Source organism: Pantoea osteomyelitidis (assembly GCF_044342975.1).
Taxonomy (GTDB): Bacteria; Pseudomonadota; Gammaproteobacteria; order Enterobacterales; family Enterobacteriaceae; genus Pantoea; species Pantoea osteomyelitidis.
On record NZ_JBGFSN010000004.1, the window covers coordinates 1,830,606 to 1,854,185 of the forward strand.

The 23,580-nt window shown below is 57.4% G+C and carries 22 protein-coding genes and 1 tRNA gene; 2 read left to right on the forward strand and 21 right to left on the reverse strand.

Annotated elements, in window-relative coordinates; all coding sequences use genetic code 11:
• Positions 1-35: 35 nt before the first annotated feature.
• Genes ccmI through ccmA form a run of 9 tightly spaced genes read right to left on the reverse strand, consistent with a single transcriptional unit; the run spans position 36 to position 6,992 of the window.
• Positions 36-1,247 (reverse strand): c-type cytochrome biogenesis protein CcmI, encoded by a 1,212-nt coding sequence (ccmI, locus tag ABU178_RS13545; protein WP_397215641.1) that lies wholly within the window; start codon positions 1,245-1,247, stop codon positions 36-38.
• Positions 1,247-1,702 (reverse strand): cytochrome c-type biogenesis protein, encoded by a 456-nt coding sequence (locus ABU178_RS13550; RefSeq protein WP_397215643.1) that lies wholly within the window; start codon positions 1,700-1,702, stop codon positions 1,247-1,249. Before ABU178_RS13550 ends, ccmI begins: the two co-directional genes overlap by 1 nt.
• Complete coding sequence (locus tag ABU178_RS13555; RefSeq protein WP_397215645.1) at positions 1,699-2,256, reverse strand: DsbE family thiol:disulfide interchange protein; 558 nt, start codon at positions 2,254-2,256, stop codon at positions 1,699-1,701. The genes ABU178_RS13550 and ABU178_RS13555 overlap by 4 nt, the downstream gene beginning before the upstream one ends.
• A complete protein-coding gene (locus tag ABU178_RS13560; protein WP_397215647.1) occupies positions 2,253-4,208 on the reverse strand; it encodes a heme lyase CcmF/NrfE family subunit in 1,956 nt (651 codons plus the stop codon). The genes ABU178_RS13555 and ABU178_RS13560 overlap by 4 nt, the downstream gene beginning before the upstream one ends.
• The gene (ccmE, locus tag ABU178_RS13565; RefSeq protein ID WP_397215649.1) at positions 4,205-4,690 is read right to left on the reverse strand and encodes a cytochrome c maturation protein CcmE; all 486 of its coding nucleotides are present in this window, start codon (positions 4,688-4,690) and stop codon (positions 4,205-4,207) included. Before ccmE ends, ABU178_RS13560 begins: the two co-directional genes overlap by 4 nt.
• Entirely contained in the window at positions 4,687-4,920 is a 234-nt protein-coding gene (gene ccmD / locus ABU178_RS13570) for a heme exporter protein CcmD (RefSeq protein WP_397215650.1), read from the reverse strand. Before ccmD ends, ccmE begins: the two co-directional genes overlap by 4 nt.
• On the reverse strand, positions 4,917-5,657 hold the full coding sequence (locus ABU178_RS13575) for a heme ABC transporter permease (RefSeq protein ID WP_397215652.1): 741 nt from the start codon (positions 5,655-5,657) through the stop codon (positions 4,917-4,919). Before ABU178_RS13575 ends, ccmD begins: the two co-directional genes overlap by 4 nt.
• A 58-nt stretch (positions 5,658-5,715) precedes the next feature.
• Positions 5,716-6,375 carry a heme exporter protein CcmB gene (gene ccmB, locus ABU178_RS13580; RefSeq protein WP_397215654.1) on the reverse strand — a complete coding sequence of 220 codons (660 nt, stop codon included), beginning with the start codon at positions 6,373-6,375 and terminating at the stop codon, positions 5,716-5,718.
• On the reverse strand, positions 6,375-6,992 hold the full coding sequence (gene ccmA / locus ABU178_RS13585) for a cytochrome c biogenesis heme-transporting ATPase CcmA (RefSeq protein WP_397215656.1): 618 nt from the start codon (positions 6,990-6,992) through the stop codon (positions 6,375-6,377). The genes ccmB and ccmA overlap by 1 nt, the downstream gene beginning before the upstream one ends.
• Before the next feature lie 241 nt (positions 6,993-7,233).
• Between ccmA and ABU178_RS13590 the strand changes: the two genes are divergently transcribed.
• Together ABU178_RS13590 and ABU178_RS13595 are read left to right on the forward strand one after the other, a co-directional pair.
• Positions 7,234-8,166, forward strand: a complete 933-nt coding sequence (locus tag ABU178_RS13590) for a formate/nitrite transporter family protein (protein WP_397215659.1) — start codon at positions 7,234-7,236, stop codon at positions 8,164-8,166.
• A gap of 75 nt (positions 8,167-8,241) precedes the next feature.
• Positions 8,242-8,316 (forward strand) — tRNA-Arg (locus ABU178_RS13595).
• Between the two features lie 45 nt (positions 8,317-8,361).
• Here the strand turns inward: ABU178_RS13595 and ABU178_RS13600 are convergent.
• The 12 genes from ABU178_RS13600 to ABU178_RS13655 all read right to left on the reverse strand — a co-directional run.
• A complete protein-coding gene (locus ABU178_RS13600) occupies positions 8,362-9,774 on the reverse strand; it encodes a VasL domain-containing protein (protein ID WP_397215661.1) in 1,413 nt (470 codons plus the stop codon).
• Between the two features lie 75 nt (positions 9,775-9,849).
• Positions 9,850-10,305, reverse strand: coding sequence for a type VI secretion system baseplate subunit TssE (gene tssE / locus ABU178_RS13605; protein WP_397215663.1), 456 nt, complete (start codon positions 10,303-10,305; stop codon positions 9,850-9,852).
• Positions 10,305-10,850: a type VI secretion system lipoprotein TssJ gene (gene tssJ / locus ABU178_RS13610; protein ID WP_397215665.1), complete on the reverse strand. Its 546-nt coding sequence runs from the start codon at positions 10,848-10,850 to the stop codon at positions 10,305-10,307. The genes tssE and tssJ overlap by 1 nt, the downstream gene beginning before the upstream one ends.
• Entirely contained in the window at positions 10,828-11,913 is a 1,086-nt protein-coding gene (gene tssG / locus ABU178_RS13615; protein WP_397215667.1) for a type VI secretion system baseplate subunit TssG, read from the reverse strand. Before tssG ends, tssJ begins: the two co-directional genes overlap by 23 nt.
• Entirely contained in the window at positions 11,877-13,631 is a 1,755-nt protein-coding gene (gene tssF / locus ABU178_RS13620; protein ID WP_397215669.1) for a type VI secretion system baseplate subunit TssF, read from the reverse strand. Before tssF ends, tssG begins: the two co-directional genes overlap by 37 nt.
• A gap of 136 nt (positions 13,632-13,767) precedes the next feature.
• On the reverse strand, positions 13,768-15,366 hold the full coding sequence (gene tssA / locus ABU178_RS13625) for a type VI secretion system protein TssA (RefSeq protein WP_397215671.1): 1,599 nt from the start codon (positions 15,364-15,366) through the stop codon (positions 13,768-13,770).
• A complete protein-coding gene (locus tag ABU178_RS13630) occupies positions 15,366-18,794 on the reverse strand; it encodes an ImcF-related family protein (RefSeq protein WP_397215673.1) in 3,429 nt (1,142 codons plus the stop codon). The genes tssA and ABU178_RS13630 overlap by 1 nt, the downstream gene beginning before the upstream one ends.
• On the reverse strand, positions 18,778-19,917 hold the full coding sequence (locus ABU178_RS13635; RefSeq protein ID WP_397215675.1) for a hypothetical protein: 1,140 nt from the start codon (positions 19,915-19,917) through the stop codon (positions 18,778-18,780). Before ABU178_RS13635 ends, ABU178_RS13630 begins: the two co-directional genes overlap by 17 nt.
• On the reverse strand, positions 19,914-20,171 hold the full coding sequence (locus tag ABU178_RS13640) for a PAAR domain-containing protein (protein ID WP_397215677.1): 258 nt from the start codon (positions 20,169-20,171) through the stop codon (positions 19,914-19,916). The genes ABU178_RS13635 and ABU178_RS13640 overlap by 4 nt, the downstream gene beginning before the upstream one ends.
• A gap of 19 nt (positions 20,172-20,190) precedes the next feature.
• The gene (locus ABU178_RS13645; protein WP_397215680.1) at positions 20,191-22,644 is read right to left on the reverse strand and encodes a T6SS phospholipase effector Tle1-like catalytic domain-containing protein; all 2,454 of its coding nucleotides are present in this window, start codon (positions 22,642-22,644) and stop codon (positions 20,191-20,193) included.
• Positions 22,632-23,156 (reverse strand): DUF3304 domain-containing protein, encoded by a 525-nt coding sequence (locus tag ABU178_RS13650; protein WP_397215682.1) that lies wholly within the window; start codon positions 23,154-23,156, stop codon positions 22,632-22,634. The genes ABU178_RS13645 and ABU178_RS13650 overlap by 13 nt, the downstream gene beginning before the upstream one ends.
• A 70-nt stretch (positions 23,157-23,226) precedes the next feature.
• Positions 23,227-23,580 (reverse strand): DUF3304 domain-containing protein (locus ABU178_RS13655; protein ID WP_397215684.1); only part of this gene is annotated, 354 nt, incomplete at its 5' end.

A 23,580-nucleotide genomic window follows, 5' to 3' on the forward strand; every position in this document is an offset into this window, starting at 1 on the left:
TTTCATCTCCCTGTGCGGATCGAGTATGTATCGCTTCAGGGCTGCTGTTGATTAATTTCCACAGCCAGTTGCGAATGACCGTTCCAGGGCGTTAACGCGCTAAGGCCAAACCAGTCGCCAGACTGAGGATTGGCGCTACCGTTGCGCGAAATACGCGCCCGAACCTGCACCTGATGCTGCGCCGAAAGCAGACGGTTGGGCATCATGGCGTTGCTGTCATCCAGCGTGAGCGATAACGGGAAGTGACTAAGCGGCAGTCGCTTAACAGCCACCGGCACCGGTGAAACACCGTCAGAAACAGAAATATACAACACTCCGCCCTGCGGTAACATTTTTTCTGCCTCAGGCGAGAGGTTCACCCTGAGCGCCAGCTGACTGTTTTGCTGCCCCGCATCGGTTTTTGCTTGTTCAATGCTGCGCTCGATCATCGCTACCCGACTGTCGCCAGCCGGTAACAATGTCAACATACTCTGCCAGGCGCCAATCGCCTCATCATACTGCTGCTGGTTGTAAGCATTGAATGCCAGCAGGCCGAGGGTGCGCAGATTAGCGGGCTGTTGCTTCCGCAGATCGCGCAGCATCATGCCGCCCTCGCGGTTATCCTGCGGATCGCCGGAGCGTGTCAATACTTCAGCATAATCGAGTTTCAGATCATTGTTGTTCGGCGCAAGTTGCAACGCGTGCTCAAAGGCCTGGCTGGCGATGGTGGCGTTGTTCAGCACCATGCCGAGACGTCCCAGCATCGTCCAGCCGTTCAGGTTGTCGGGATCGTCCTGCAGCGCGCTGCGCAGGCCAAGCTCGAGACGTCCCAGCTCTTCCATGGTCAAGGGTTTCGCCTGAGGATCCATCAGGCGCGCGCGCAGTTGCGGGTAGTCCGCCTTCACCTGCATCCACGCCATGACATTCGCCAGCCCGCCGGTTTTCAGATACATGCCCAGCGACACGCCGATCAGCAGAATAACGCCCGGCAACAGAACCCAGCGGCTGCTGCTGTGCGCCTGCGCCGTGCCCGCCTGGGGGATATCGGTGAGCAGCGTCTGTTGCAATTCACGCACCATCACCGGACGTTCCGCCACCACGCCCTGCGATTCATCCTCTTCCAGCTCCTGCAGACGCTGTTGATAGAAGGTTTTATTCAGCCGATCGCGATCGCCGTCGCTGGCGGAACGCTGCCGCCAGCCGGCCAGCAGAAAAAGCGCGCTGGCCGCCGCCAGCAGCACAAAAAGGGTGATCCAAAATGCACTCATTACGGCTTCCTGTCAGTCTTTAATAACGCGGCGAGACGCTGCTGCTCGTTATCATCGAGATCGCTGCGCGTTTTGGGTTTACGGCTGCGTAAAATAATGGTCAGCACGCCCAGTACGGCAAACAGCGCGGGACCGACCCAGAGGATTAAGGTCGATGCGGTGACCGGCGGCTCGTAAGTGACAAAATTGCCGTAACGCGCCACCATGTAGTCAACGATCTGCTGTTTGCTCTGCCCCTGCTTCATCAGCTCATACACCTTCAGACGCATGTCGGCGGCAATCATCGCATTGGAGTCGGCGATGCTGTTGTTCTGACATTTCGGGCAACGCAGCGAGCCGGTCAGCTCGCGGTACTGCTGCTCCTGATCCACCGAGTCAAACTGATAAGTATCGATCGCCGCCCACAGGCTGAAGCTGAGCAGCAGACCGCACAGCAGGAAAAGGCCCCGTTTCATGCCCCCGCCTCCTTGCTGTATTTATCCCACAGCGGCTTCACTTCCTGCTCCCAGACGCGGGCATTGATATCCCCGGCGTGGCGGTAGCGGATGATCCCTTTGCCGTCGATCAGAAAGGTCTCCGGCGCACCATAGACGCCGAGGTCGAGTCCCAGCATGCCGTCGCCGTCATAAAGGCTGAGCGCATAGGGGTTGCCCAGCGTATTCAGCCAGTTGTTCGCCTTGGTGCGATCGTCTTTATAGTTAAGGCCAACCACGCGAATGCCCTGCTCCGCCAGCGTATTCAGATACTGATGCTCGGCGCGGCAGGTGGGACACCAGGTTGCCCAGACGTTAAGCAGGATCGGTTTGCCGTCGTTCAGCACCTGCTGATCGTAGATTTTTCCCGGTTGGTTCAGCGCTTCCAGCTTAAACAGCGGCACTGGCTTACCGATCAGCGCCGACTCCAGCCGGGTGGGATCGTCGCCGTTGGCGTTACGCGACAGCTGCCACAGCAGCGCGGCCGCCAGCAGCAGAAACAGAATCAGCGGGATAAAAAGGACTTTCTTATTCATGCCAGCTCCCGTTGCGCTTTTTTAGCTGAGCGGTAACGCGGATCGAGCAGGCAAAGCAGGCCGCCGAACGCCATAAACACGCCGCCAAACCAGATCCAGCGCACAAAGGGTTTGTAATAGATGCGTACGGCCCAGGAGCCGTCATCCAGCTCCTCGCCCAGCGCCGCGTAGAGATCGCGGGTAAAACCGCCGTTGATCGCCGCCTCGGTCATCATGGTGCGCGCCGCGGTGTAAAAACGTTTTTCCGCCTGCAATACCGCTTCCGGCTTGCCGTCGCGCGTCACGTCGATAATCGCCACGCCGCCGCTGTAGTTCGGCCCCTGCAGGTTATGCACGGCGCGGAACACAAAGTGATAATGGTGGATATCCACGCTGTCGCCCGACTTCATGCGCACGTCGCGCTCCACACTGTACTGCGTGCTAAAGGCGATGCCGATCACCGTGACCGCCACGCCAAGATGTCCCAGCACCATGCCCCAGTGGCTGCGCGAAAGATGGCGCAGCCCCTGGAAAAAGCGGTGACGGTGGGTGGCGCGCTCATGCAGTTCCATCAGCGTCAGCACAATCACCCAGATGGACATCAGCAGGCCGACCACGGTCATGCCTTCAATACGATCCTGCAGCAGCCAGGGCAGCAGAATCGAGGCGAGTAGCGTAACGATCAGCGCCAGCCCCAGGCGTTTGAACAGCTTTTGCGGCTCGTCGCGACGCCAGCGCACCAGCGGCCCGATGCCAAGCATCAGCGCAAACGGCGCCATCAGCCAGGTAAACATGGTGTTGAAGAACGGCTCACCCACCGAGATGCTGCCCAGCCCGAGCTGTTTATGCACCAGCGGCAGCAGCGTGCCGAGCAGTACCACCAGCATCGCGGCGATCAGCAGCACGTTGTTGCCCAGCAGCAGAGATTCCCGCGACCAGGCTTCATTCTGCACCCGGCTGCGCACCTGGCTGCCTTTGATGGCATACAGTAGCAGCGAACTGCCGATTACGATCACCAGGAAAGCGAGGATAAACATGCCGCGCGCCGGATCGGAGGCGAACGAGTGCACCGAAACCAGCACGCCGGAGCGCACCAGAAAGGTTCCCAGCAGGCTCAGGGAGAAGGCGGTAATCGCCAGCAACACCGTCCAGGCCTTGAAGGTGCCGCGCTTCTCGGTCACCGCCAGCGAGTGGATCAGCGCGGTTCCGGCCAGCCAGGGCATAAAGGAGGCATTTTCCACCGGATCCCAGAACCACCAGCCGCCCCAGCCCAGCTCGTAATAAGCCCAGGCGGATCCCAACACAATACCGATGGTAAGGAAGAGCCAGGCCGCAGTAGTCCATGGACGTGACCAGCGCGCCCAGGCGGTATCGAGACGACCCGCCATCAGCGAGGCGATAGCAAAGGCGAACGCCACGGAGAAGCCCACATATCCCATATAGAGCAGCGGCGGATGAAAAATCAGGCCAATATCCTGCAGCATCGGATTCAGGTCGCGCCCTTCAATGGGAAAATCGGGCAGCGTGCGGGCAAAGGGATTAGAGGTCAGCGTAATAAACAGCAGGAAACCCAGGTTGATCATGCCCATCACCGCCAGCACGCGCGCTATCGCATCCTGCGGCATCCGACGGCTGAACAGCGCTACCGCCAGCGTCCAGGTACTAAGCAGCAGCACCCAGAGCAGCAGCGAGCCTTCGTGCGCGCCCCAGGTGGCAGCGATGCGGTAGTAGACCGGCAGCAGCGTATTGGAGTTAGTCGCCACATAGGCGACGGTAAAATCATTTACCACAAACGCATGCACCAGCACCGCAAACGCAGCGGCGATAGACAGAAACAGGCCGACGGAGAGCGGACGTGCCAGCGCCATCAGACGCGCATCCTGACGCAGCGCACCCCACAGGGGATAGGTGCTCAGCAGCAGGGACAGCGCCAGCGCCAGACAGAGTAAAAAAGTTCCAATTTCCGGCATCATGACTGGGCACCTGCCTGCTGGTACGCCGACTGCGGTCCGGTATGGTTTTTCTTCATCGCATCTTCAATTTCTGGCGGTGTGTATTTTTCATCATGCTTCGCCAGCACCTCTTTCGCATTTACCAGGTTGCCGTCTTCCAGTACACCCTGCGCGACCACGCCCTGCCCTTCACGGAACAGATCCGGCAAGATGCCTTCGTAGCTGACGCTGATCACGCCGTTGGCGTCATAAAGTTTGAACGAGACGGCCAGCGTGTGGGGATCGCGTTTTACGCTGCCCGGCATTACCATGCCGCCGACGCGCAGGCGCTGCCCCGGCTCAGGTTTCTGGCGCGCTTCCCCTTTGCCATAAAGAATTTCGCTCGGGGTATAAAACAGGTCGATATTAGAACGCAATGCATACATGACCAGCGACGTGGCAAGGCCAAGGCCCACTAATATCGCTATCACCACATACAGGCGATTACGGCGACGGATATTCACAAGTGCTCTCCTGCCGCTTCACCGGCGGCTCTTTTTGTTTTTGCCGCACGGATACGGCGCTCCCTGGACTGACGCTGACGGATTTCCGTCAGCAGGCGATGGCGTTGCCAAAGGGTATGCAGCATCAGGCCGCAGAGTGGAATCAACGTAAAGGCAACGGCCAGCCAGACATAAAAGCCGTAGCCGCCCATGGCGAAAAAATCCTGCCAGGAGCTAAAGGCGGGTGTCATGAGTTGCGTCCTCCCTGCGCCACGTCAGCTACCCAGGGGCGGTGACGCTCAGCAAACAAGATAAGATTGCGCAGACGCATCAGCGTCAGCGTGATGAAAACCAGCAGGTAGCCAAGAATCGACCAGCGCAGCGGCGTGCGCATGCTGGGCGCAATCGCCTGTTGCAGAATGCCCGACGAGCCTTGATGCAGCGTGTTCCACCACTGTACCGAGAAATGGATGATTGGCAGATTCACCACGCCCACCAGAATCAGGATGCCGGCGGCGCGTCCCGCCATACGACGATCGTCGAAAGCGTTAGAGAGCGCGATGACGCCCATATAGATGAAGAGCAGCACCAGTTCCGAGGTGAGGCGCGCATCCCATATCCACCAGGTGCCCCACATCGGTTTGCCCCAGGCGGAACCGGTTACCAGCGCAATAAAGGCAAACACCGCACCCACCGGTGCCATCGCCGCCGCCGCCAGATCGGCCATTTTCATCTGCCACACCAGCCCGGTAAAGGCGGCGACCGCCATCGCGGCATAGACCCCCATTGACCACATGGCGGCCGGCACATGAATGTACATGATGCGATAACTGTTACCCTGCTGATAGTCAGCCGGGGCAAAGCCAAATCCCCAGATCCAGCCCAGCAGGAGCGTGGCGACGCCCGCGATGGCGAACCAGGGGATGAGCTGTCCGCATAACTGATAAAGCCGTTCAGGCTTTGCCAGTTGATGTAACCATTTCCACATTTTGCATTGCTCACAGTAAAGAGAAATTTATTATCGGCAGCGCTGGCTTATTCACCAGTCAGTGCAGGCTGATACGCAGCGCCGCAGCGGCGGCAAAGGGAGCCAGCGTCGCGCTGGCCGCCAGCATCGCGCCCAGAATCGCCAGATAGCCTGCGATGGGCAGCCCCATCCCTGCGGCATCAATCGCCGCGCTGGCGAAAATCAATACCGGGATCGCTAACGGCAGCACCAGCAGGCTGAGCAGCACGCCGCCCCGGCGCAGGCCCACGGTAAGTCCCACGCCAATGGCGCCGAGAAAGCTGAAGGTTGGCGTACCCAGCAACAGCGTTAGCGCCAGCGCGCGCCAGCTTGCGAAGTCGAGCGACAGCAGCAGCGCGGCGAGCGGCGACAAAATAATTAGCGGCAGCCCGGTCACCAGCCAGTGAGCAATCACTTTCCCCAGCACCGTTAACGGCAGCGGCGCGGGCAGTAGCAGAAGCTGCTCCAGAGAGCCGTCGAGGTAGTCGTCGCGAAACAGACGCTCCAGCGCCAGTAGGGAAGCGAGCAGCGCAGCAACCCAGGCCACGCCGGGCGCAATACGCGCCAGCAACTGCGGCTCCGGGCCGATACCCAGCGGGAACAGCGTAATCACAATTAAAAAGAACCACAGCGGGTTGATCATCTCGGCGCCACTGCGGAAAACAATCTTCAGCTCACGCTGAATCACGCGGCCTAACATCAGAACGCCTCCGTCGCGCTGAGGCGAATTTTACGCACTCGTTCACTGGCATCAGGAAGATCCTGGTGGGTGGTTAAAATCACCCATCCTCCGCTATCGGCATGTTGCGCGAATCGCGCCATTAGTTTTTCCACACCGGCTTTATCGATGGCGGTTAAGGGTTCATCAAGGATCCACACCTGCGCATCACTTAACCAGAGGCGCGACAATGCAACACGGCGCTGCTGTCCGGCTGACAGCTGTGCCACCGGTACCTCTTCATAGCCCAGCAGATCCACCGCTTCCAGCGCATCAAACAGCTGTTCGTCATCACAGGCCGGATGGTAAAAGCGCAAGTTTTCCAGCGGTGAGAGTACCGCTTTTACGCCGGGATGGTGGCCGAGATAAAGCATATCCTGATGCCAGCGCTCGCGCTGCTGGCGAATCGGCTGGCCTTGCCAGTTGACCTCGCCCTGCTCCGGACGGCTTAGTCCGGCCAACAGCCGCAGCAATGACGTTTTCCCCGCGCCGTTCGCCCCCTCAATCTGCACCATATCGCCCGCATGAACGGAAAAAGAAAGCTCGCGAAACAGTACGCACTCATCGCGAAGACAAGAGAGATTAATGATTTCCAGCATGAGAGGAAAATCGCGCTAAATAAGTGAGGCCGCGATAATACCACAAGTCACCAGTGGGCCGAAGTCTGCGCAACTCTGCCAATCCTTATAACTGCCGCAATAGCGCGCATCAGAACAGTATTCGTTTAAAAAAACAGCGCATTTAAAGCTTTGTTACTCTTAATCAAAATTTTCGTAACAATTCAGCCAGGCTAAAAAGGTCTACGCTTATTACGCCACTGAACTATCACCAGGAGTAAAAATGAAGCCCGCACAATCAGAAGAACAGAGTCAGCAAGATGTGGACAGTGAGGAAAAGGAACAGGGCAAAGAGGAGATTGAAGTTGATGAAGAAATGCTGCCTTCACGTGCAGCGGCGATTCATGAAGAGATCCGCCAGGATGGTGAAAAGGAGCTGGAGCGTGATGGCATGGCGCTGCTCTGGTCCGCTATCGCCGCCGGGTTATCGATGGGCGCCTCCCTGATGGCGAAAGGGATTTTTCAGGTTCATCTTTCTGGCCTGCCCGGCGGTTTTTTGCTGGAAAACCTTGGCTATACCTTTGGCTTCGTTATCGTAATTATGGCGCGCCAGCAGCTGTTTACCGAGAACACGGTAACCGCCGTGCTGCCGGTGATGCATAAACCCACCAGGGGCAACTTTTACCTGCTGCTGCGTCTTTGGGGGTTTGTGCTGCTGGGCAACCTGATTGGCACGGCGCTGGCCGCGCTGGCCTTTGACCAGATGCCCATTTTCGACGATACGACGCGCCAGGCCTTTACCGCTATCAGCGAGAAAGTAATGGAAAACAATGCGGGCGCCATGTTTGCCAAGGCGGTGATTTCCGGCTGGATTATCGCCACCATGGTCTGGATGTTTCCCTCCGCAGGCGCGGCCAAACTGCTGGTCATCGTGATGATGACCTGGCTGGTCGCCCTGGGCGATTTGGCGCATATCGTAGTGGGATCGGTTGAAGTGCTCTACCTGGTATTTAGCGGAGCCATCAGCTGGCATGAATTTTTCTGGCCTTTTGCGCTGCCGACCCTGTTGGGCAACATTACCGGCGGGACGCTGATTTTTGCGCTGATCAGCCATGCGCAGATTCGCAACGATATGAGCGACGAGGCAAAAGCCAAAACGCGGGCAGATGCCAAACGGAAGCAGAAAGATGAAAATGCAGACCAGTCTGAAGCCTAAATTGTTGAGATAATAAGCAAACGGGCCGGCAGGAGGTGAATCTGATGCAGCAATCAGGTTATACTGCCCGCCCTCGTCCCCTTAGTTAAATGGATATAACGAGCCCCTCCTAAGGGCTAGTTGCAGGTTCGATTCCTGCAGGGGACGCCATATAACTCTTGTCTGACGCATATCCTCTGTTTTAACCAGGTAACATCAGTTGATGTCTACTCTGTTCAACGAGAAGTCAGTCATGATCTGCTCTGATCCATTCTGCTTTATTTGGTTATAACGCGTTGTCAACTGCTTCAGATGCATTTCCAGCTGCGTCTTTTCAGCCAGAGGCAGCGTCTGCCCGGCAGGGGTCAGTGACAGTGCCCGCAATTGCTCTTCAACAGGTATGGCCTGATTAAAAGCGTGCATGGCGGAAAAAACCACCGACTTTAGCTCGCTAATTGTTATGTATTTCCCCTTCTGCTCATCCAGCCCGTTCAGTCGCTCACTTAGCTGTTTAAGCTTCGTCATCCCCTGATGCCAGCTGTCCAGATTTTTTTTCGGCAAGATGTTGGCATCAAACTGTTGCTGCCACTGTAGTGTCAGGGATTTAGCCTGCTCTGGCCAAAGCGCCTGAGCTTGCTCAAGCAATTGACGACTGTAGGCGATATGCCAGTCAGGAGACAACTGATTCAGACGTGTCAGTTGCTGCTCTGTTTCTGCGATCAAGGCTTGCGGCAAGGGAGCTTGCTTAAGCAAGGCATCCCGCTGCGCTAGTGTGAGCATTGCAGGTAACGGTGCCAGAGACGCAGTAACCTGCGCTTCTAACGGGTCAGGGCGATGCTGATATTGCCAACCCCACATTGCGACCATGCTAATCACCATCATGGTATACATCCCGGCAGCCAAGGATTTCCACTTTCTTACTGATATGGCCACATTCGGCTGATGTTTCGGTTGTGGAACGTCAACCCGCTTTACGGTGCTGTCTGATTCGTTTTTCCCTGCAATCGGCATATCGGGTGATATTCCCACCTCATTCATTACCGTAGCAGGTAGTACGATACCGGATTGAATGGCCGCCTCAGAATCAGTTGCGTCATCACTGTTTTTCAGCCTGGCGGCATGGTTATGCATCAGCGTTCGCAATGTATCGAGCTGGCTCAAGTGGTTAAGCTCCCGGCGCTGAAGCAGCGTCCCCAGTCTGATAAGCTGCTGTTCCGCTTTGTATAGCTGACTGAGGTCACTGTAGCTAAAGGAGAGAGTACGTATCTGTTGCTGTATACGCTGACTCAGGCTACGCAGGATTTCCACCCGTGCATCTACCTGCTGCGGCCAGAGCGCGCCCCACTGATGGCTTAACAGCCCTTCCACTATTGCCAGGCCTTCATTCAGGCCGACTAACCCGGCCAGTTGCGTACGTGCCAGCGTATACCAGGCCGCAGTCTGTAGATCCACGCCATTTTGCCTGAACAGTGAGAGGCAAAGTTTTTCCACATATCGCCAGTTCACATCCGGGCGCGCCGGATGCGTCAGTTTGCTTAGTTCGCCGCGCAGGGCTGCATAATCAGGCAGTCTGCGCGGGTCGCTACCGGTTTTAGTTTTAGCGGTCAGTCCTGCACTTTCCTTGAGCATTCTTATTTCACTGTTACGAACAGGGTGAGTAACCTTTGATGTAATGCGGGATTTTGCCCTGGAGAATAAAAGGGCTTATACGCTGGCGGCATTAGCGAAATAGTGCTGTTGCTTCAGATGGCGTAACAGCACCCGCCCTTCCGGCATAAATTCGGTGCCATAACGCACCAGACCAATGCCCTTGAGTTCAGCATCAATGGCATAGCGCAGCTCACCCGGAATAACCTGTTCCAGTACCACCACCTTAATGGCGCTCAGACGTGGTTCGTATTTCAGCAGTACCGCTGACAGCGTGGCCATCAGCTTGTGTGCGCTACCGGGCAATCCCTGTAGAATAGTGGTCATATCCGGCAGCCCGTAATCCGGCAGGTGTGCCAGCGTGCCGGCGCGGCAGTTAAGTACCCGCTGCATGTTGTCCAGTACCGATAAAATTACCTGGTTCTGCTCACTGACCTGATGCAGGTCGAGGCCGCCAGTGAAATTTCCGGCCAGCATCTCATACAGAGAAGGGTTATTACGTTCCTGGCGCATCAGTCATCCTTGAACGTTTGCAGTGTCAGATGGTTATTACCGGCTTCCAGAATACGGGGTTTATCCGGATGCAAATCTTCGCGTTGGATAACCTGCTTCCAGGTGTTGTTGACCATATCCGGATGGCGAAACAGCCCTGCCACCGCGACGAATTGTGCATCGATTTCCATTGGCATATCGAGATTCGCATCACCGCCCGGCTTCACTACCACGTCATGGCTCGCCAGCAGATCCCCGTTCAGAATCGAGTCGCCCTCTTTCAGCAGTTGCTGGTACACCGTCCTGTCGAACGTTCTGCGGTCTTTCAGCTGGTACACCCGGATCACCAGCGGTTCCGAGAGAGAATTGCTCTCCCCGGAATCGGTGTTTAAAGCCTCACGAGCAGTGAAGTCCAGATGCAAAACCTTAATTTTCTTATAGAACACAGCAGTAAAGGCAGATTTGGTCCCGTCGCTGACGCTCTGAGTCAGGCCACAGCCCGTCAGGCTGAAAGCCAGCAGTGGTAACAACCCGCGCACAGATTTAGTCAAACTTGTACGTAACACGTCGATTTCCTTGTTGTGATGTCACGGGCTCCAGCCCGGCGTAGTAACCCAGTTCAGTGGTAAAGGTGTGCGGAATATCGTCCGGAAGGTCATCCCCTTCGGCACCCAGCACGCCATTCATGCCGAGCCAGAACGGCCCCTCGCCAAGAGGAGGAACCGCCAGCAGACGGGTCCGGGTGGTCAGGGTGATTTTTGCCTTAAAGCGCCACCCCAGGTAGACCCGCAGCATCACCAGAAAATCCTGATACAGCAGGCCATCAGGTTTCCAGCCCTGTACCTCCTGTTCGTTATCGGTGGAGAGGTCAATCAGCAGCTGGCTGTTGGCATCCATCGCTTCGTCGCCGAGTGGCGTATTGCCATCCAGCAAAAAATCTTCATCGTCGTAGAAACCCAGTGGTTTTCCGATCTGCACCGGCCGCAGGCAGTACGGGCTCACCTGCACCCGGGTATCTGGTGCCAGCAGGCTCACCAGCGCCTGTATCCCTTCCTGCGTCTTTCCAGGCTGACGCAGCACACCAGGCAGCGCCAGAAAACGCGATATCGGGGTGGCAATATGCCCGGCGGTGCCGGGGATACCCAGCCCCACCAGCCCCAGCAGTGATTGTGAGATGCTGTCTGTACCGCCAGGCTCGAATGTGGCCGGGTAAGAGTATTTACGCCATATCCGGTAGAATTGGGTCAATATGCGGTGACTGAAGATATCCAGAAAGGCCTGTAGCGCGTCATGCCCTTCCCGGCGCTGGGTAATGTCATCAAGATACGCAGTGGGCAACGGTGAATCGACGCCATACAACCCCATAAAGGTCGTACGAATGACTGGCGGTTTGCTGTCATCATCTTTGTCGTATTCGATAGCTTTCAGTTCGCTGACCGGAAATCCCATCCCCGGTTCAGGTGCAAAGCGCACCGGGTCGTCAGCGGGATGGCTGGTTGAGCCCATCAGCGGTTTATCCGGATTAAGCTTCTCCAGCAGCTGACAAAAACGGTAAAAGTTAATACGGTGGAGGTCGGCTTCCAGCCGCGGGGTCAGCCGGGAATGCGGCGGTTGTGCTTCTCTTCCCATTCCAGACGCTCTCCGGTCGGTTGCAGGATGATAATCAGGCGGTTAAACAGATAGATATCGGTATAGAGCGCAAAGAAGCGGCTCAGCATCTCGCCAAACAGACAGATATCGCCGCGTCCGGCAAAACCGTGGCTGTCGAGGGTCACTTCAATCTGTACGCCGCGCACCAGATAGCCCTGCTCAAAACGCTCAGTTTCGCGGTGCTTCACATCGATGATGGCCTCCAGACGACGTCGGTTCATCTCGCTGTTGGTCCATTCATACAGCGCCAGCGTGCCGCGCAGCACGTCAGCGTTATCCATCATTGAGAGAAAGCCGCTGCCAAGGTGGCTCAGTACGCGCCAGTGAAAACGATCCTGCGCCGGTGGATAGCAGGGAAGCGTCGGGGGGCAAAGGTTGCGCACGGCGATACTGGCCGAGGTGGTTTTCATCACCGTATCGAGCACTGTGCTTTGCAGCGCGCGGCGCGGTAGTTGACCATTGGTGCCGGTGAGCGTCAGCGACAGGCTTTCATCTTCCGGGACGGTATAAGTATCAAACGCTTCTCCCCCAAGGATAAGCCAGGTGTTATGCAGGCCGGACGGACCGCGACGCACACGGGTGTGGTAATAATACTCCGGCGCATCATGGCGCATCATCCCGCCCTTATGGCGAAAGCTCGAGAACGGCAGGTAAGTATGCTGGCTCGATGACGTCACCGAGTCCACAGAGTAAATCTCGGTATGGCCATCCTGCACGCGCATCGGGCGCAGCATGTACTCCGTCTGCAGCGAGTTAAGGGTGAGCGGGTCCGATTCCAGCGGGAACAGGTTGATAACCGGCACGCAGTTGAGACGCAGATGCTTTTCGGTGAAGCTAAAGTCATGCTCCCAGCGTTCAGCCAGCACCACGTCGATTTCAAACCAGGCAAGCTCAGCCGGGAATGCTACGGTCTCCAGCCCATGCAGGCCCGTAAACATAAATTTCTCGCGGAAGGTAAAGTACTCCAGCAGCAGCTGGTAGCCACTGAAACTGCTGCTGCCCTTCGGCCACAGCGTATCGTCATCGCCAAACCCGAGCGCGGTGAAATGCCCGTCAAGCGCTCTTCTGTCCAGGTCACCCGGCATCCGCAGCCAAAGGCGCGCAGTGTTCATGGTAAAGGCTTCATGCATGGCGCAGGCCAGTGGCGCGTCAGCGTTAAAGTAAAACGGGATCTGGCTGAGATCGACACGGCTCCAGTCGGCAAGATGGCTGCAGTTGAAGCGCAGGCTGATGACCGAACACCCGTCAGGGTCGGTCGACAGGCGGGCGTGCTCCAATGACAGCGGCTGAAGCGTTATCTCTTTGGTGGTGGTATACCGGCAGCGGGTACCCTTTTCACCGATTGGCCGGGAATGCACCTCGAAGCCTTTGACAATACGCATCTGTTCTTTCATCGCGCGCCAGTCGGGCGTGAACTCCACCACCGACATTGACGGAATGGTGCGCAGATAATGTGGCCACAGCAGGCTGACCAGTCCTTCGGTCAGTTCAGGCAGGTCATCATCGAGCTTCTCACGCAGGCGGCCCATCAGGAAGGCAAAGCCCTCGAACAGACGTTCTACGTACGGGTCGCGCGCGCCCGTCTTATCCAGATTGAGCATTGCCGCCTGCTCCGGGTGAGCACGGGCAAACTCTTCGCCAGCTTCAAGCAGGTAGCGCATTTCAGCGTCATAATAACGCAGGGTTAAATCATCCATATTTATTTCTGCTTAGTTAATTGCTGCGTGTTAAACACTGAAGCAGACTCCGGGAGTCTGGCAGGAGTACCAAATATAAAAGAGGCTTATTATGATGAATACAAAGGGAAGGCTCTGTGGCATATTTTAATCCTGGCTACCCGCAAAGCACCACACTGCTGGCCGGATCGAGCGCAATCAGACCGGACAGAAGCAAGTCCATCTCAGGCTGAAGCCGTGATTTATCGGTTTCACTGCGTGTGGCTTTCATGCGCAGCAGTCTGAGGCGGCGCGATTTCACCTCAAACAACAGCGCCGGTGTCCACTGCATGAGTGTGATTGACTGTGCTGCACTATCGAGTTCGCCCAGCAGGTGCAGGGCCAGTTCATTCTTGCCCTTCTGCTCCGCCACGCGGGCCATCAGCAGGCGCAGCAACCATTTGTCTTTCGTGGAGTCGGCGCCCGGGCGTGTCTGCAGCCAGTGAAGTGTGGCATCCAGACCGTCCGTGTCAGCTTTCTCCAGCGCTTCCGGCTCGAGGGCCAGGATATCATTGTCCGACTCACTGGCAGCACTGACCGGCTCATCCCGCCAGCCGGACATATCGTCCAGCACGCTCTGATTAATCCAGTTCAGTGTGACCTCATCGGCAAACGGCGTACCATCGTTAAAGGCCAGCGTTTCAAGCCCGGTGAGGCGACGCAGCAGTCCTTTCAGGTCGGCGGTGATAATGTCGGCCAGCACATCCTGCCCCGACTTCACCAGAGCCTTATGGATGTACCACTGCAGATCAAGCCAGAGGTGATTGGCACCACGCGAGAAGGTGCTGTCTGCCTGTTGCAGAATTTCCGGCAAGTTCTGCTGCAGATACAATCGCTTGAGCATGGCCTGCTGGTCGGCTCGGGGTGGTTCGATACGTGTTTTCCCCTCCGCATCCGGCGCCGGGATAGTGCTCAGCGTGTCATGACGCAGGCTTTTCATCAGCCGGTGTGCGGCAAGCCAGCCATCGGGTTGCTCACGCAGGTACCCTGTCAGAGTACGGGCCTGGGCCAGTAAATCCTGACCGGACGTGATGCGGCTCAAGACCGGCGCGTCATGCTCTGTTGTGTGTGTGGTCTGTGACTGAGTCTTGTTACCGGCGTTCTGCGGTACCACGGCATCCACGCCGCCGGCCTTCATCAGGCGGGATTCCAGCGCGCTGTACAGGGCATTCAGCTTTGGCCGTGACGCTTCCGGCTCTGTCTCCAGGCAGTCGCGAATGATCAGCAGCGCACCGACAGTGCGCAGAGCATCGTCGCGTACTACTTCCGGCCAGAGCGACAGGCTGTCGAGCACACGAGAGCCAGCAAGCCACTCCAGCGCTGGTTTACGGCTCCGCTCACGCTGCGGGTGAAGTTGCGTACCATAGCGCTGCAGCAATCCCGCCAGCAGTTCCAGCCCTTCGGCAAAGCCGGTTTCTCCGTCCTGGTGCAGACGCGCCCAGCAGTAACAGGTGGCAATCCGGATATCTTTGGCGGTAGTGGTCAGCAGTTTTTCGGCAAGCGTGCAAATTAGCCCGGTATCGATGCCGGAAAGTTTATTGACCTCCTCCCGGATACGCTGAAAATCATCGTCATATCCCGGGTCTTCTCCTGTAGGACTGATATCGCTGACCGGGGCAAGCCAGGGCTGCCAGCTTTCCGTGCGTGCCTGCGCCTGTTGTCGCAGTTGGGTTTTGTCCGCCTGACAGGCAGCAACCAGATTCTGCAGAGTGCTCATTATTCGATTCCTTCCATATCACTGTTCCCGGAGCCTGCCATAAGAGCCTGAGCGGTCGCAGCCGTATCCACGCTGAAAATCTGGTCCGGCAACGTGAAGCCACGCAGTGCCAGCAACGCCAGCGGGCCACTGCCCAGTTGTGAGCGCAGTACCCACTGCAATGTTCTCCCATCAGGCGCGGTGAAGCTCATCATCCACTGACTGCGGTCAAGCTGCTGACGTTTACCCTGCTCCAGCCAGCGAATGAGTCCCCAAGTCCCGCTGTAGTCCCCGAACAGGCGCGCACCTGCGCTGGTTGAAGTCCAGGTCAGCATGGTTCCCGGCTTCCAGGTCTCTCCCGGCCAGCGGAAGCTCTGCCAGTCGGCCATCTGGTTGAAGTAATGAAGCTTCTGCCCGTCAATGATGAGTTGGGTTTCCACTACCTGTGATGCCGGACGCGCCTGCAATTCAAAACTGATGCCCTGGCTGCCATCGGTAAACAGAATGTCTGACAACTGGCTCAGCTGGTTAACGGCTCTGAGGAAGGCCGGGTTAAATGTCAGCCCATGGCTGTGTGCCTTATCCGGCACCCACAGACTCCCCTCTTTGTGCAGTACGCCGTTAAGCTGTGTGGTCAGGAAACGGTCGATGCGGCCGCTGTCCTTACGGATAAATTCCGCCAGCATCGGCAAAGAGGCATCACTTTTGCTGACGGCAAACGGGAAACGTCCGTCAAATGCCGTGTGCCAGTTCGCCACCACCGAACGGCTCCATTTGTCATTCAGGCTTGCCGCCGACGGCTGGAGTACGGTTTCCCAGGCCTGAGTCAGCGGCTGCACAAACATTGTGTTGCCGAAACCACTCCACTCTTCGCCAAGGCTTGCCGAAATCAGGTTGCCGTACTGCTGAGTGTCAGTGAGGTCCACGCTTTTACCCTGGAACACGGTCTGCGCCAGGGTCTGCATCATCTCCTGTGGATCAGAGGCGCTCGCCACCTGCTGCAGGCGCAGGCGCACGCGGGTGATACGGGTCAGATACGTCTGCAGGCTCAGTGAGTTGTCAGCCGACAGGACGTTGCTGCCTTTGTTTTTGCCCAGAAGCTGAAGCAGCGGGCCAAAGGTTTCATCCAGCGGTCCCTGTGGGCCTGACGCTGACTGGTCAATCGCGGGTTTGTCTTTTCCGCCCACCAGGTCTTTCGCCGATTTGATGATGGAGCCTGAAAGACTTTCGCTCTGCTGTCCGGTCTGCCCCTGCCAGGCGAGGGTATTCATCAGGGCAATCAGCGGCGACTGGCGCACATCACTCATCAGCGTCAGCTGGTCGGTGACGTCTGCAATATTGTTTGCCTGGTTCCAGTGCAGACTGTTGAGGAAGCTCAGCCAGCTGCCTGCAAAATCGGTGAAGTAACGCTGAGTGAGACGCCATTTCAGCGCTTCCGGAGAGAGCTCGGCCGACACGGCCTTGTGGCTGTCACTGAGTACCCAGTCAATCTCATCCCGGCGCGAATTTGCTGCCTTCTCAATCGCCTGCTGAATACCCCCTTCCCAGGCCTGACGGGTGAACATCCCCGGCACCACTTCCTCGGTGGTGAACAGACTTCGCGCGTCGGTCCCGCTAGTCATCTCTTCCAGCGTCACATCAGCGAAGTTGCGGCGTACCGATTTGAGCATGTTTTGATACAGCGTGCTTTCCGCATTGCGGCGACCAATCTGCTGCAACAACACCTGACGGCTCTGGCTGACCAGGGATGCATCCGGGATGATTTTCCACCGGGGCTGCTGCGGCAGCTCAGCCATGTAAAATGCCCACAGGTCCGGGGACAGGCTCTGCCACAGCGCGGTGGAGATGCCTGTGCGTGTCGGTTGTACATCCTTCATGGTGCGGGCGTAAAACGCGCCGTCGGCTTTGTCCGGGCGGGCCATCATCAGCCAGGCTTTCAGCTGGTCATAGCCCGGCTTCGCCAGTTGTGCCCGCTGGTCGCTGCCGGGTGCAGAGCCTGCCAGCGCGCTGAGCTTCTGCGTCAGGGCAGCATTTGCCGGGTCGCGTATCAGGCGGTTGTTCGCCACGCCGTACCAGGGCAGCATGGCGTCGAGCAGCTGCTGGTTATGATCCAGACCGAAGCGCTGATACCAGGGCGCACCGTCCTGAATGTGGTGCTGCAGGCGACCGGCGTCATTACGCAGGGTATGCAGGGCCGTCAGCGGGTCATCCGATACGGAAGGATGTTCGACCAGACCGTGAGCTTTCTTCGCCACCGACGAAATCTGATAAGAGTTAAGGGCGAAAGAGAGCAGTAAACCTGCGCCCCAGACGCCAATAATAAACATCGCGACCCTGCCAAGGGTTTGTTCCCAGGCCATACCGACACGGCGGCCGCGCACGCGGGTACAGTCCGCTGTGATGCCGCGCCAGGTTGCAGGAAATGTCAGGGCATGGCGCTGAGCGTGATTTGTACCGGCGTACTCGACAGCATGGCTGGTGGTATCAGCTATCCCCGCAAGGCTGAACATCAGGCCGCGCAGCGGGACGCGTTGCTGGCTACCACAGAGCCACGGAGTCAGCTGCTGCGCCCAGCGGCTGATGCCGCTTTCTCTGAGATGCTGGCCGAGACGCAGCAGGAAGTCATGCCGGTTATTTTCCACCACCTGACTGACACCCTGTGCCGTCAGTGCCGGCAGCAGGCGCGTCAGTTGCTGAGTGATATCATCCTGATTTGCACGCAGCGGAAAGAATGCGCCAACGGCTTGTTCGGTCCGCCCGTCCTGCGGCCAGGCGCTGTCGCACAGCTGCCACAGCCACACCGGCGCTTGGTAACGCAGCAGTTCGCTGATTTTTTCCAGCCCGTGTAAATCGTTGTCACTGATTTGTGGTGTCAGGTTAAGCGACTCGGGTATGACACGGACAATTCCGTCCAGTGGGCGTCCGCGACGCAGTTTGCGTAGCGCGGTATATTTTTCGCGGTCGGGCTCCGATGTCAGGCTGGCGCCGTAAATCAGAATGGTACGGTTGCCTTCAAGCCACTGCTGCTGTTGCAGGCCGGGCACCAGCTGTTCGATCGCGGCATCGTCGCCGGTGACCAGAAGCAGACGGATTTTGCGGTGCCAGAAGAGGCTATAGCGCGAACGGAGGTGTGTCTTCAGCAGTCCATAAGCAGTTTCGCGCCCGGTAACCTTTGCTGGTTTAGGCTTGCGGGATGCCGACGGGCTAACCTTGTCCTTGATCAGCAACCGGAAGGCAATAAACCCCAGCACCAGCAGGCTGAGCGCAATTCCCCAGACGATAAAGCCAGCGGCGATAAACGGACGCAGCGCCTCCCATTCCGTTGAACGTTCGGTCGCCCACAGCCACCAGACCACCCCGCCCAGTAGTACCAGCAGAGTGGTCACAGCAATACAGACGGTGGCCGTGGCTGCCACAGAGATGGCAGCAGGTTTATTGATGTTGTCCATCAGGTTTTACAATTCCAGTTGCGAGGGTGTTCATCGGGTCGCGGGCAATCCAGCCACACGGTTGTTGGTGGTGCGCGGCGTAGATTGCCGCCAGCGATAAAACGATCAGAGCGTCCATATCGCCGATATCCCCCCAGTTAGCATCCTGCAGATGCTGGCTGACATCCCAGCCACTGCTCGCCAGCGCCTCGATGTCGGGCCGGGAAAACAGCGTACAGGCCTCTGGAGGGTCTTTCAGTTCGCTCTGTTCCAGTACACGGGCAAACACTGTAAGCAATATGTCACCTTGTTCTGGCGAAAAAGTTTCACCACGCGTCAGTTGTACCGGACCATTCCGTCCAGCCAGCCACAGTGCGGCAGATTCCCCGGCGGGACGCGCTGAACCTGGCTGCGCCGCGACCACCTGACACCCGGCGATCAGCATCGTGTCATCAGGTCTGGCTTCAGCAAGATCTCTCGCTATCTCAGACAGACTGGCTTCCCCATGCCAGGGCTCAGGCTGTGCTGGCAACGCTATTTCCGGGAAAGCGATTGCCATCTGTGCGCGAAATGCTTGCCAGGTGATATCAGCACCCTGCCAGTAGCAACGCAGCGGTGGAGTGAGTTTTTTTTCACTACGCTGCTTTTGCCACTCAATAACCAGCAATTCCGCCAGCCGCTTTTCACGCGCGGTAGCATCCGTGGCCAAAATTTGTGGCAGTCTCAGTGCACTGCCGCCCCCCTCTTTTTTTTCCTCCGGAGGGCGTTGTTCACGATTAAGCACACGCAGCCAGTCAATTGAGCGTGTACCTGCTGGTCCCAGCAACAGGCCTTCTTTTAACCAGAACGGCTGCCAATGCTCCGCCCACCACTGTTGCTGTTCATATGCCACCAGTTGATAGTAGAAAGCAGCGTTATGCACGCTGACGCGGTAGTACAGCAGCCGCACAAGCCAGCCAGTGCCAGCCAGCAGCAGTGCCACCAGGATACCGGCGGCCACCAGCGAGCTTTTACCCTGGGCTGATGGCAACAGTCCCCCGGCGGCGCCGCTGAGCAGCACCAGCAGTGCCGTGGCCGACAGCCACCTGGCTGCACCGGGCGGACGTGCCGTTTTGTACTCCGGATAATCAGGAACGGGCCTCACTGCTCAATACCGCAGTCAGGAAACGAGCTGACCAGCGTACAGCCGCAGGCACAGCGATGGCCGTGCAGCGCTACCGGCTCTCCATCAACCGTGGTCAATGCGCTACCTTTAGTAATGGTGGTCATACCGTGTTTGTGACAGCGAACCGGATCCCCCTTACAGGCAAATCCCTGACCAAAACACTGGTAATGCCCTGCTGATACCTTGCCGCCATATTCCCGCAGGCTGTCTCCTTTTCGGATGACTTTACTCATCGGTTCTCCTTTCTCTGTCTCAGGTAGTAGCCGTCAGGACATGCTCAAGCCAGCTGGCCGGGATTGCGGCTTGCGCCCGCGCCAGCTGCTGTTCCGCCAGAAGGTTTTTATGCTGAGCAACCACGACACCCGGCTCCCGGGTAAATGCCCGCTGCTGTTCCCCGCCCGGCAGTTCCGGCACGGGTTCCCGGGTGATCCGATCCAGCACCTCAACCTGCAGCGATCGCGCTGCACCTGTCGTGGCCAGCCCTGCCAGCGTTCCTGTCAGGCTCTTTTGTCTGAAGCTCAGCACGACACCCGTGGTCAGGGTGGCAAACCCGACCAGATCGCCTGCGATCACCAGCGGTGAAAGGGACTTATTACATTGGTCGCTGAAGTAGATCATGCGGTAGCGGAAGTAGCCGCCCCACATCTCGCGCGTACCGAGCGCGGCGTGCATAAACCAGGCACGCGAGTCATGCACCTGGTCGTCGAACAGCGCCCTGACCAGCCCGGCTGGCTGTTCCGCGTTACTGGCCTCACCTGCAGTGGGGAACAGGACAGCCACGCGGGCATCTCCGTCAGCCTTCATTCGACGGTATTCCTGGAGTTCATCATCGGTATTGAGAACGAAAATCATCGGTTGAAGCACGGTATCCAGCACCGCCTGCGCCAGGTTTTCCGGAATGCGGTAGCCGTCGTTGTAATCCTTACCAAACTCCTTCGCCGCTTCAGACAGCTGGGTCTGCGCCATATCCGGGTCGAAATCTTTGACGCCCGGACAGAGCACCAGCTCATCCATCTTGTCGGCGGGCTGTTTTGCTATCTGATCTTGACGCTTTTCAAGCACCTTTTTCTGCTTTTCATCCCGTGCTTCTTCTGCAGCCTTACGCGCGGCGGGCAGCGCTTCGGTATTGGTGGCGCGCTGGTAGAAAGGTGTTTTCAGCATCGAACCTCTGGCATAGCGATCGATACGCCAGGCGGTGATCCACGCAATCTGGTTATCGATAACCGACTCCAGACTGCCGCTGGCGCGTGGAGGTACGTAGCTGGAGGCCTCTTCAGGAGTGATTTTTTCAGGCGTGGTCAGATTCAGGGTGAGTTCGCGCCAGGCGTTGAAGCGATTAATAAGAACTTCATCAATAAAGAACTCATCTAATAAATCTAATGGCATTTTTCGCCAAGAATCACTTTTAAAACCCTCTGGCAAGGAGTCCTGTGGCACTTTTAATGGTGCTCCGGCACTAAAAGCAGCGGCATACATTTCGTGAAGAGGGATCTGTGAGAGCAATAAAGCATCATCCTTTCTGTTCGCTTTCCCCTGATCCCCTGGCGGATAACCACCACCAATATCCGAGTGCATCCCCGGGTAAACCATCTCGGTGGCATAAGGCGGATACTTGCCGTTACTCCGGCGCACCGAGTCCAGCGGGAAGCAGAGGCGCTGCTCATGGCCGGAGACCAGATGCACACATTTTTTTATCAGCCCGCCATAGGTTTCATCGTCCGGCAGCTCCATGGTGCCAGCCGCCCAGGACATATGCCCCCCGGCAACCGGCACCACGTGCGCCACCCCGACGGAGGCCACGGTATCCAGCAGCCCGAGAAACTCCACGCTGACGGGCAACTGCAGCTCGCCAATCTGCAGACACTGCGGAGGATTTTCGCCTTCCGCTTTTGGCGGGGGCAGCAGCTCGCTCAGCCAGCGTACAAAAGTACGCGCAGCGGCAGCACCGCGGGAAAAACCGTAAACGTACAGCCTGATACCCAGCAGCTTCGGTTTGCCCGGCTCCGGCTGAGTAATTAATGGCGTCAAATCAGAAGCTAAATCATTCAGTAATCTGCTGAACTCTTCATAACGATTGTGGCTGCCGCCAGACCACAGCCGGTTCCAGCTGGTGCCCATTTTTTCTATGGATTTACGGCTGGCACCCTCTGACAACTTTATGCTGTTGTTTTTCGTGTCTTTGCTTATGCGCATAAGCACATCAATAATACGCAGCAGCGCCCAGTTAATACGCTCTTCGCCCTTAGTTGCACCCACCAGCCCCATGGTGGAATAGTCCGGGTCGTTAATTTCCGGGAACGGGGTACCCACGCCGGGAATATAAAACTTGAAGTATTTTCCGCCGCTGTCGCTTGCCGCATCCAGCGACACCTTGCTCGTATCAGATACGCCTCCGGCAGTGCCATCTCCGATAGTGGCGCGAAACAGACGCGCAATATTGGTCGGATGCTTCGGGTCAGACAGCAGCAGGTCATTGTTCAGGTTATTACCCGTACCGTCGAAAAACAGGCTGATATGCAGCGTTTTACAGCACGGCGGCTCCACGCGCCGTCCGGCCGCCAGACATAACTCCTGACGGTAGAGCCGCTCGGCGCTGTTCTGCTGATAACAGTTCTGCCCGACCTGCAGCGCCCGGGTTGGCAGGCGTCCCTGCGCCGGGAACGGCGGCGGTACCCAGGCTAAATCGGTTTCCGCTATTTCGGACATACTTCTGGCTCCTTCATCCTGACGGGCTCTTTAATCGGGTAGGACGGGCTGCCGTAGGTGTAGCAACTGGTCGTGACCTTCACGTCATCACAGGGCAAAAAGTGCACGGTAATGCCGCAGACATCCTGGCCGTTATAGTCGGGGACCGGGACGGTTTTGCTGTGCTGCCGTTTTTGGGCATCTATGCCTTTTTTCCAGGCAAGATACTTATCCTCATTAGCAAATCCGGGGAAACCAGCTGATGAACCCTGCCCGGTTTCCCAGTCAATTCGCACCGTCATGCCCGGCATCCAGCGGGCGGGCACGCTGTAGCAGCAGCCTCCACCGCCGCCCTGGAACGGGCCAATAATGTCGATACCCGACTGGTTATCAACACTGAAATGGTTAATCGCCCATTTGGTATGGTTGATGGCGTCAATGGTGCCACCACCTCCGGCCTGAGCGGCAGGCTGTGAACAGCCGGTTAACAGCAGCAGCCCCGCCAGCAGCGGGTTTAACAGTGAATGTTTCATCTGAACTTCCTTGTATGAAGAGGGGATTAACGAAGAGGGGGAAATTGCTTCAGGGTTGAACCGGTTTCCTTTATCCCGGACATACTTCTGGCTCCTTCATCCTGACGGGCTCTTTTATCGGGTAGGACGGGCTGCCGTAGGTGTAGCAGCTGGTCGTGACCTTCACATCATCACAGGGCAAAAAGTGCACGGTAATGCCGCAGACATCCTGGCCGTTATAGTCGGGGACCGGGACGGTTTTGCTGTGCTGCCTATCGTTCTCTTTCATTTTGTCCCTCCACTCCCTATATTTTTTTGAATCAGCAAATCCAGGAAAGCCTTCAGTCGATGCTTCCCCACTTTCCCAGTCAATACGCACCGTCATACCCGGCATCCACCGGGCGGGCACGCTGTAGCAGCAGCCCCCACCGCCGCCCTGGAACGG